The sequence below is a fragment of the Pseudomonas sp. NPDC089534 genome (assembly GCF_044749305.1).
In the GTDB taxonomy this organism is placed as follows: Bacteria; Pseudomonadota; Gammaproteobacteria; order Pseudomonadales; family Pseudomonadaceae; genus Aquipseudomonas; species Aquipseudomonas ekonensis.
Genome location: NZ_JBIVHR010000035.1, coordinates 42202 through 49483 on the forward strand (window position 1 = coordinate 42202; position 7282 = coordinate 49483).

Genomic DNA, 7282 nt, shown 5'->3' on the forward strand with positions numbered 1-7282 from the left:
CGAGATCGGCAGCTTTGTGCAAGCCTGGGCGCAGGCACTTCTGTTAAGATCCGCCATCCTCATTTTCAGATTTGCCGGCGGGCCTTCGGGTCGAACGCCGGTGCCGTCGTTTCGCTGGAGTTTCCCATGCTGTTTCCGATCCTTCTGTTGTCCGCCGCCGGCTTCACGGTGCTGACCACGGAATTCATCATCGTCGGCCTGCTGCCGGCGATCGCCCGAGACCTTGCCGTCACCATTCCGCAGGCCGGTTTGCTGGTGACGCTGTTCGCCTTCACCGTGGCGATGTTCGGGCCGTTCCTGACGGCGTTCTTCGCCCGGTTCGAGCGGCGCCGGCTGTTCATCACCATCCTGATCATGTTCGGCCTGGCCAATACCCTCGCGGCCCTGGCGCCGAACATCTGGGTGATGGCGGTCGCCCGGCTGATCCCGGCGCTCGGGCTGCCGGTGTTCTGGGCCCTGGCCAGCGAGACGGCGGTGGACATCGTCGGTCCCGACCACGCCGGCCGCGCCATCGCCAAGATCGGCTTCGGCATCGTCTGCGCCACGGTGTTCGGCATCCCGGTCGGCACGCTGATTTCCGATGCGTTCGGCTGGCGCAGCGCGTTCGCCATCCTGGCGGTGATCGCCTTCGCCAAGGCGTTGCTGCTGTTCGTCTACCTGCCCAAGACCCACCTGCACCAGCATCAGGTCAGCTTCGCTTCGCAGTTCAAGATCCTGCGCAGCCCGCTGATGCTGGGCCATGTGCTGCTGTCGATCGTGGTGTTCAGCGGCATGTTCACCGCCTACACCTACCTGGCGGACATCCTGGAGCGGCTGGCCGGGTTCAACGGCACGGTGGTCGGCTGGTGCCTGATGGGCTTCGGCGCGGTGGGGCTGATCGGCAACTCGTTGGGCGGCCGCGCGGTGGACCGTCATCCGCTGGTGGCGTCGATCATGTTCTGCACCTTCATGATCGCCGGCATGGTGGCGCTGGTGCCGAACATCCATTCGCCGGTCGGGCTGGCGGCGGCGATGGGCATCTGGGGCGTGACCCAGGCGGCGCTGTTCCTGGTCAGCCACGTGCGCCTGATGAAGGCGGCGCCCGAGGCGCCGGCGTTCGCCGCGTCGCTGAACATCGCTGGGGCCAACCTGGGCATCGGTCTGGGCGCGATGGTCGGCGGCCGGGTGATCGACAGCGCCGGTCTGGGCTTCGTGGGCTTTGCCGCCGCCGGCTTCATCCTGCTGTCCATCGTCCTGGCCATGGTGCTGATGGCGCTCAAGCCGCGCGTGGCCTGCGCCGAGGCCTAAAGGGCGGTGAACAGCTCGCGTCGGGCGCCTTCGGTGATCGCAACGATGCCGGGGTGCTTGACCTTGCGCTCCACGGAAATCGCGTAGAACGATTCGCTCACCGCGTCGGTCTGGCCGATCGACTCGACGCCGCACTGGCGCATCACTTCATCGGCGATCACGCTGGGGCCGATGAAAATCCCGCTGCCGGACTGACCGAACGCCTGCATCAATGCGCTGTCGTCGAACTCGCCTACGATCCTCGGCTGGATCTGCTGTTCGGCGAACCAGCGCTGCAGGCGGCTGCGCACCACGGTTTCCGCGCCGGGAATCAACAGCGGCGCGCCGTGCAGGCTGCGCGGAAAGTCCTTGCCGTACTGCGCCGCCAGTTCGGCGGTGGCGAAAAAGCTGATCCCGCATTCCCCCAGTTTCTGGCTGTAGCCCTTGATGTCCAGGTGCGACGGCATCGGGCTGTCGGAAATCACCATGTCCAGCCGCTGGATCGCCAGATCCGCCAACAGCCGCTCCAGCTTGTCTTCGCGGCAGGTGATGCGCAGCGGTTCGCTCAGCTCCATGGTCGGCGCGATCAGGCGGTAGACGATGGACTTGGGCACCACGTCGGCCACGCCGACGCGGAACAGGATCTGCTGCTCGTTGGGCTGGGTGCGCAGCATCCGTTCCAGCTCGCCGCCCAACTGAAACATCTGTTCGGCGTAGGGCAGGGTCTGGCGCCCGGCTTCGGTGAGCTCAAGTTGCCGGCCGACCCGGCGAAACAGTTCGATGCCGTAGGTCTCTTCGAGCAGGGAAATCTGTCCGCTGATGGTCTGCGGGGTCAGGTTCAGCTGTTCGCAGGCGCGCACGATGCTGCCGGTCTTGGCCACCACCCAGAAGTAATGCAGTTGTCGGTAATTGAGCATGGCGTTCTTCTGTGAGTTGTTTTGTTCGGAAAAACCGAAGTATAGCCGGTAAAAATACGAATTTTTCTGAAGTGTTACCTTCCCTAGAATGCCCAGCCATCGACGGCCCGCCTGTGGGGCCGCTGTCTGATCCAATCGAGGGAAGCAAGATGAAACTCAAAGCCACGGCGGTGCTGATCGCGTCTTTACTGGTACTGGCCGGATGCGACCAGGCCGAAAAGAGCGCCCAGCAATTGATGGGGCAAGCGGCGGAAGCGGCCAAGCAGGCCATCGACGACACCCACAAGGCGGCGGAGCAGGCGCTCAGCGACGCCACCGGCAATCTGGCCGGCAAGAAAGAATCGAAGGATGACGACGGAAAATCCGAATCGTCCTCCCAGGAAATCTAAAACGTCTTACAAGAACCAGGACTGAACCATGGAATATCTGTTGGAACTCGCCGCCAGCCCCACCGCCTGGATTGCGCTCGCTACCCTGGTGGTGATGGAGATCGTGCTCGGCATCGATAACCTGATCTTTATCTCGATCCTGACCAACAAGCTGCCCGAGCAGCACCGCCAGAAGGCGCGGCGCATCGGCATCGGCATGGCGCTGATCCTGCGTCTGGGCCTGTTGAGCACCATCGCGTTCATCGTCCAGCTGACCGAGCCTGTGATCGAGATCTTCGGCCACGCGTTCTCCTGGAAGGACATCATCCTGATCGCCGGCGGCCTGTTCCTGCTGTGGAAAGCCACCACGGAAATCCATCACAGCATGGATCCGGCGCCGGAAGATCCGAAGACCGCGAGCTCGACGGTGACCCTGGGCTTCGCCGCCGCCATCGGGCAGATCCTGATGTTGGACCTGGTGTTCTCCATCGACAGCATCATCACCGCCGTCGGCATGACCGAACACCTGCCGATCATGATCATCGCGGTGCTGGTGTCGGTATTGGTGATGCTGTTGGCGGCCGATCCGCTGGCCAAGTTCATCAACGACAACCCGACGGTGGTGATGTTGGCCCTGGGCTTCCTGATCATGATCGGCATGACGCTGATCGCCGAAGGCTTCGGCGCCCATGTGCCGAAAGGCTATGTGTATGCGGCGATGGCGTTCTCCGCGGCCATCGAGGTGCTGAACATGATGTCGCGCCGGGCCAAGCAGAAGCGTTTGCCGGCTGAAGGCTAAGCGCCGTTGAACGAAAAGGCCGCCCGGGCTCTTGCGAGTCCGGGCGGCCTTTTTTGTTTCGGCGGTTATCGGTCGGTCAGTGCGCGGTGGCGTGGCGGGCGCGGTGCCTGGCGGTCTTCTGCGCAGGTTCGGGGCGGGGCGGATGAGGGTGGTGGCGCCGGGCAATGCGCAGCACGCCCCACAACATGGCGGCGGCCACGGCCAGCCAGCCGGCTATCAGCATCATGATGGTCATCGTCAGGCTCATCGGTGCCTCCCTTTGCCCTGCGTCGGGCGCACGCGTTCTCTGTCTTCAAGCCACAGTCTAGTCGCTGGCGTGTTTCAGGCTATTGACCGAAGGTCGGTGGTGACCAATCAGTTCGCTCTATGCCGGCGATCGGTCTGCGGTTTCGGGCTATACCGCAGCGTTGCGCCGTCCTATGATCGTCGGCCAAGCCGGAACACGACGACCGGCGTCTGATAGAGAGTGACGATGGTGCAGGTATTTTCTCGGATCCGCACGGCGCTGCTGGCGGCAGGTTGCGCGGCCGCTCTGGCGGGATGCGCGGGCAGTGTGGCGCCGGAAGTCCAGCGCTTGCCGGAGCGGGTCGAACTCAGCGGCACGTTCTACCGCGGCGAGGCCAACCAGAGCGGGCCGCAGGTGCTGGCCAGCCTGTTGTCGCAGCAGGGCATCGTGATCACGCCGGGCCTGCTGGAGAAGCCGCTGCACTTGCCCGAGGCGCAAGACAAGTTGCAGCAGAACCTGCAGAACCTCGCCCGGGAATACGGCATGGTGGTCTATCCGCTGGACAGCCGGCTGCCGGCGCTGTTGGCCCAGGTCGCGGCGGGCTATCCGGTGATGGTGCGCTTCAGCGAAGGCTCGGCCTTCTGGGCCGAGCCGCGCTACGCGATCCTCTCCGGCTATGACCGGAAAAAACAGACCGTGCTGCTGCGCGCCGGGATGAACCGGCGCGAGCTGATGGGCTTCGGCGCTTTCGAGTCCGCCCTGAACAAGGCCGGCGGCTGGGCGGTGCTGATCCAGAAGCCTTCGCAGGTGCCGGCCGCGGTCGACCGTCAGCGCTGGCTGAAGGCCGCCGACGAGCTGGCGCAGGCCGGGCAGGAGCAGGAAGCGGCCCAGGCACGCAAGGCGCTGGGGGCGCAGTAAGGCTCCGTTCGTCATCTCTCGGGCACGGTGTCGCGGATCGGGTTTCTTATGGTCAGAGGCCCGGTCGTTCCGGGCCGTATCCCGGATGCGAGGTGCACATGAGTACCGATTCGAGCTTCGATGACCATAAACCGGACAGCGTGCCGACCACGCCGGAGCCTGAGGTGGATCCGGTGCTGGATCCTGAAAGCCCGCTGCGCGACCCGTTGGCCCGTCCGGCGGTGGTGATGCCGCATACGCGGGATCCCAGTGCCGGCGACGGCATTCCCGACGATGACCAGATGCCGCTGCCCAACGACTGAAACCGCAGACGAAAAAAAGCCCCGAACGTTCGGGGCTTTGTCGTTTCGCGGATTACTTGGACGCTTCGACCACGTTGCCGGGGCGGTTCTTCAGGTTCTTCGCCGCCTTGTACTGCAGCGCCGCCGCCGGTGCGTTGGTGCTCTTGCCGGTCTCCACCCAGCTGCGGATGCGGCTGGCGTCGGCGAAGTGGGTGTACTTGCCGAACGCATCGAGGATCACCAGGGTCACCGGGCGGTTGCCCATGCGGGTCACCAGCACCAGGCAATGCCCGGCGGGGTTGGTGAAACCGGTCTTGGTGATCTTGATGTCCCAGTCCGCCTTGTTCACCAGATGGTCGGTGTTGCGAAAGCCCAGGGTGTAGTTGGGCTTGCGGAACGAGACGGTCTTTTCCTTGGTGGTGGTCAGTTCGCTGAGGATCGGATGCTTGTGCGCGGCCACCAGCAATTTGCTCAGGTCGCGGGCGGTGGACACGTTGCGCTCCGACAGGCCGGTCGGCTCGACGAAATGGGTGCTGGTCATGCCCAGGGCCTTGGCCTTGGCGTTCATCGCGGCGATGAACGCCGCGTAGCCGCCCGGATAGTGGTGGGCCAGGCTGGCGGCCGCACGGTTCTCCGAAGACATGAGCGCAATCAGCAGCATCTCGCGGCGCGGCAGTTCGCTTCGCAGCTTGACCCGGGAGAACACACCCTTCATTTCCGGGGTGTTGCTGATGTCGACGTCGATCCACTCGTCCATGTTCTGTCGCGCTTCCACAACCACCAGGCCGGTCATCAGCTTGCTCACGGAGGCGATCGGCACGACTACGTCCGGGTTGCTGGAATAGATGACTTTATTGGTCTGCATGTCCATCAGCAGGGCGCTGCCGGAGGCGATCTTCAGTTGCGAGGCGTCTCGGGGGGCAGCGGTGGTTTCGGCGGCATTGGCCGTTGGCGTGAGGAGTGTGCCTGAAAATGCAAAAACCAGGCTCAGGATGGAGAGGCGAATATTCACGCGGGCGAACTCATAAGGGTTGGAAATGCCGTTTTTGTAACGGCTTGTGTCGTAAAAACGACGCATTGTAGGAGTATGGTCGAAGAACTGTCGATGGTTGTTCGAAGGGCATGAAAAAGTCGTGAAAAGCCCTGTGGAAATAGGGGTTTCCGGCGAACGGTAAAGGTTTTTTCGAGGGCATGAAAAACCCCGCGCAAGGCGGGGTTCTCACGGTGCGGAAAACGCGGCTCAGCTGTGCAGGGTTTCTGCTGCGTACAGTGTGTTTTCCAGCAGGCAGGCGCGGGTCATCGGGCCGACGCCGCCCGGCACCGGGGTGATCCAGCCGGCGCGGGGCAGGGCGGTCTCGTACACGACGTCACCCACCAGCTTGCCGTCTTCCTGGCGGTTGATGCCGACGTCGATCACGATCGCGCCTTCCTTGATCCACTCGCCCTTGACCAGGCCCGGCTTGCCGGCGGCGACCACCACCAGGTCGGCGCGGCCGACGTGGCCGGCCAGGTCCTTGGTGAAGCGGTGGGTCACGGTCACGGTGCAGCCGGCCAGCAGCAGCTCCATCGCCATCGGACGGCCGACGATGTTGGAGGCGCCGACGACCACGGCGTTCATGCCGTACAGGTCGGCGCCGGTGCTTTCCAGCAGGGTCATGATGCCTTTGGGCGTGCACGGGCGCAGCAGCGGGATGCGCTGGGCCAGGCGGCCGACGTTATAAGGATGGAAACCGTCGACGTCCTTGTCGGGGCGGATGCGCTCCAGCAGCTTGGAGGCGTCCAGGTGCTCCGGCAGCGGAAGCTGCAGCAGGACGCCGTCGATCGCCGGGTCATCGTTCAGGCGGTCGATCAGGTCGGTCAACGCCTGCTGGGTGGTGTCGGAAGGCAGGTCGTAGGCCTGGGAAAGGAAGCCGACCTCTTCACAGTCTTTACGCTTGTGCGAGACATAAACCTGAGAGGCAGGATCGCTGCCGACCAGGATCACCGCCAGGCCCGGCGTGCGCAGGCCTTGCTCGCGACGCTCTGCGACCCGTTGGGCGATCTGCTGGCGCAGGCTGGCGGCGATGGATTTGCCGTCGATTAGTTGTGCAGTCATTGCGCGTGATTAACCATCGAGAGGGGAAAAAATGAGAACGCATTCTCGCATGTCAGGCGGTGAGGGCAAAGGCGCTTGGTCTGCAAATTCCCCTAACCCCTTTAATTAAATGAATTTTTTTCAAAAAGGATTTGACGGTCTCCAGGTGGCTCTATACTATTCGTCGCACTTGTCGGGCACAGCCTAGCACTGGTTAAGAAAGTCGAGCGGAATTAGCGTTCTGCAAGGCCGGAAAGCACTTAGTTTGTAGTCCTCCAAGGGTACAGATTAACAAGGCGCCCGTAGCTCAGCTGGATAGAGCATCCGCCTTCTAAGCGGATGGTCGCAGGTTCGAGTCCTGCCGGGTGCGCCATTAGGCAGCATTGGCACAAGTAGCGCGATATGGTGGGCGTAGCTCAGTTGGTAGAGCACG

At 63.4% G+C, this 7282-nt stretch carries 9 protein-coding genes and 2 tRNA genes (1 of these 11 cut by a window edge); 7 read left to right on the forward strand and 4 right to left on the reverse strand.

Features of this window, described 5'->3' with window-relative positions:
* Positions 1–126: 126 nt before the first annotated feature.
* Positions 127–1287 (forward strand): MFS transporter, encoded by a 1161-nt coding sequence (locus ACIP0B_RS13395; RefSeq protein ID WP_400832519.1) that lies wholly within the window; start codon positions 127–129, stop codon positions 1285–1287.
* On the opposite strand, the gene nhaR is transcribed toward ACIP0B_RS13395, so the two are convergent.
* Positions 1284–2183, reverse strand: coding sequence for a transcriptional activator NhaR (gene nhaR, locus ACIP0B_RS13400; protein ID WP_400832522.1), 900 nt, complete (start codon positions 2181–2183; stop codon positions 1284–1286). The genes ACIP0B_RS13395 and nhaR overlap by 4 nt on opposite strands.
* 149 nt (positions 2184–2332) lie before the next feature.
* Between nhaR and ACIP0B_RS13405 the strand changes: the two genes are divergently transcribed.
* Entirely contained in the window at positions 2333–2572 is a 240-nt protein-coding gene (locus tag ACIP0B_RS13405) for a hypothetical protein (protein WP_217891358.1), read from the forward strand.
* A gap of 28 nt (positions 2573–2600) precedes the next feature.
* Positions 2601–3350 (forward strand): TerC family protein, encoded by a 750-nt coding sequence (locus ACIP0B_RS13410; protein ID WP_400832525.1) that lies wholly within the window; start codon positions 2601–2603, stop codon positions 3348–3350.
* Positions 3351–3426: 76 nt separating this feature from the next.
* Here ACIP0B_RS13410 and ACIP0B_RS13415 read toward each other — a convergent pair whose 3' ends face one another.
* A complete protein-coding gene (locus ACIP0B_RS13415) occupies positions 3427–3585 on the reverse strand; it encodes a hypothetical protein (protein ID WP_400832547.1) in 159 nt (52 codons plus the stop codon).
* Between the two features lie 237 nt (positions 3586–3822).
* Between ACIP0B_RS13415 and ACIP0B_RS13420 the strand changes: the two genes are divergently transcribed.
* Positions 3823–4494 carry a peptidase C39 family protein gene (locus ACIP0B_RS13420; RefSeq protein ID WP_400832527.1) on the forward strand — a complete coding sequence of 224 codons (672 nt, stop codon included), beginning with the start codon at positions 3823–3825 and terminating at the stop codon, positions 4492–4494.
* Positions 4495–4592: 98 nt separating this feature from the next.
* Positions 4593–4796 (forward strand): hypothetical protein, encoded by a 204-nt coding sequence (locus ACIP0B_RS13425; RefSeq protein WP_400832529.1) that lies wholly within the window; start codon positions 4593–4595, stop codon positions 4794–4796.
* A gap of 52 nt (positions 4797–4848) precedes the next feature.
* Here ACIP0B_RS13425 and pbpG read toward each other — a convergent pair whose 3' ends face one another.
* Positions 4849–5787, reverse strand: a complete 939-nt coding sequence (gene pbpG / locus ACIP0B_RS13430; protein ID WP_400832532.1) for a D-alanyl-D-alanine endopeptidase — start codon at positions 5785–5787, stop codon at positions 4849–4851.
* A 228-nt stretch (positions 5788–6015) separates the two neighbouring features.
* The gene (gene folD / locus ACIP0B_RS13435) at positions 6016–6870 is read right to left on the reverse strand and encodes a bifunctional methylenetetrahydrofolate dehydrogenase/methenyltetrahydrofolate cyclohydrolase FolD (RefSeq protein WP_400832534.1); all 855 of its coding nucleotides are present in this window, start codon (positions 6868–6870) and stop codon (positions 6016–6018) included.
* Between the two features lie 275 nt (positions 6871–7145).
* Between folD and ACIP0B_RS13440 the strand changes: the two genes are divergently transcribed.
* Together ACIP0B_RS13440 and ACIP0B_RS13445 are read left to right on the forward strand one after the other, a co-directional pair.
* Positions 7146–7222 (forward strand) — tRNA-Arg (locus ACIP0B_RS13440).
* 32 nt (positions 7223–7254) lie between these two features.
* A tRNA-His gene (locus tag ACIP0B_RS13445) sits at positions 7255–7282 on the forward strand; it runs 148 nt beyond the window's last position.

Coding starts and splice junctions, on each gene's coding strand:
- ACIP0B_RS13405 (WP_217891358.1), top strand. CDS start 2,333: ATGAAACTCAAAGCCACGGCGGTGCTGATCGCGTCTTTACTGGTACTG.
- ACIP0B_RS13395 (WP_400832519.1), top strand. CDS start 127: ATGCTGTTTCCGATCCTTCTGTTGTCCGCCGCCGGCTTCACGGTGCTG.
- ACIP0B_RS13415 (WP_400832547.1), bottom strand. CDS start 3,585: ATGACCATCATGATGCTGATAGCCGGCTGGCTGGCCGTGGCCGCCGCC.
- nhaR (WP_400832522.1), bottom strand. CDS start 2,183: ATGCTCAATTACCGACAACTGCATTACTTCTGGGTGGTGGCCAAGACC.
- ACIP0B_RS13425 (WP_400832529.1), top strand. CDS start 4,593: ATGAGTACCGATTCGAGCTTCGATGACCATAAACCGGACAGCGTGCCG.
- ACIP0B_RS13410 (WP_400832525.1), top strand. CDS start 2,601: ATGGAATATCTGTTGGAACTCGCCGCCAGCCCCACCGCCTGGATTGCG.
- ACIP0B_RS13420 (WP_400832527.1), top strand. CDS start 3,823: ATGGTGCAGGTATTTTCTCGGATCCGCACGGCGCTGCTGGCGGCAGGT.
- folD (WP_400832534.1), bottom strand. CDS start 6,870: ATGACTGCACAACTAATCGACGGCAAATCCATCGCCGCCAGCCTGCGC.